A 348-nucleotide genomic window follows, 5' to 3' on the forward strand; every position below is an offset into this window, starting at 1 on the left:
CTGTAGATGCTGCTGTAGACGCGGCTACCGCTTTGCTATCTGCAGTAGATGCTGCAGTTGAAGCCGCAGTTGCTTTAGAGTCAGCGGTTGATGCGGCCGTTGATGCGGCCACTGCTTTGCTGTCTGCGGTTGATGCGGCCGTTGATGCGGCCACCGCTTTGCTGTCAGCGGTTGATGCTGCAGTTGAAGCTGCTGTTGCTTTAGAGTCAGCGGTTGAAGCAGCTGTAGACGCTGCTACCGCTTTGCTGTCTGCAGTAGATGCTGCAGTTGAAGCCGCAGTTGCTTTAGAGTCAGCGGTTGATGCGGCCGTGGATGCGGCCACTGCTTTGCTGTCTGCAGTAGATGCTG

The 348-nt window shown here is 56.3% G+C and carries 1 protein-coding gene; it reads right to left on the reverse strand.

Annotation, left to right across the window (positions count from 1 at the left end; all coding sequences use genetic code 11):
• Positions 1–348 (reverse strand): hypothetical protein (locus DV434_RS10885; RefSeq protein ID WP_192882528.1); only part of this gene is annotated, 348 nt, incomplete at both ends.

This window comes from Haemophilus haemolyticus (assembly GCF_003493685.1).
Taxonomy (GTDB): Bacteria; Pseudomonadota; Gammaproteobacteria; order Enterobacterales; family Pasteurellaceae; genus Haemophilus; species Haemophilus haemolyticus_O.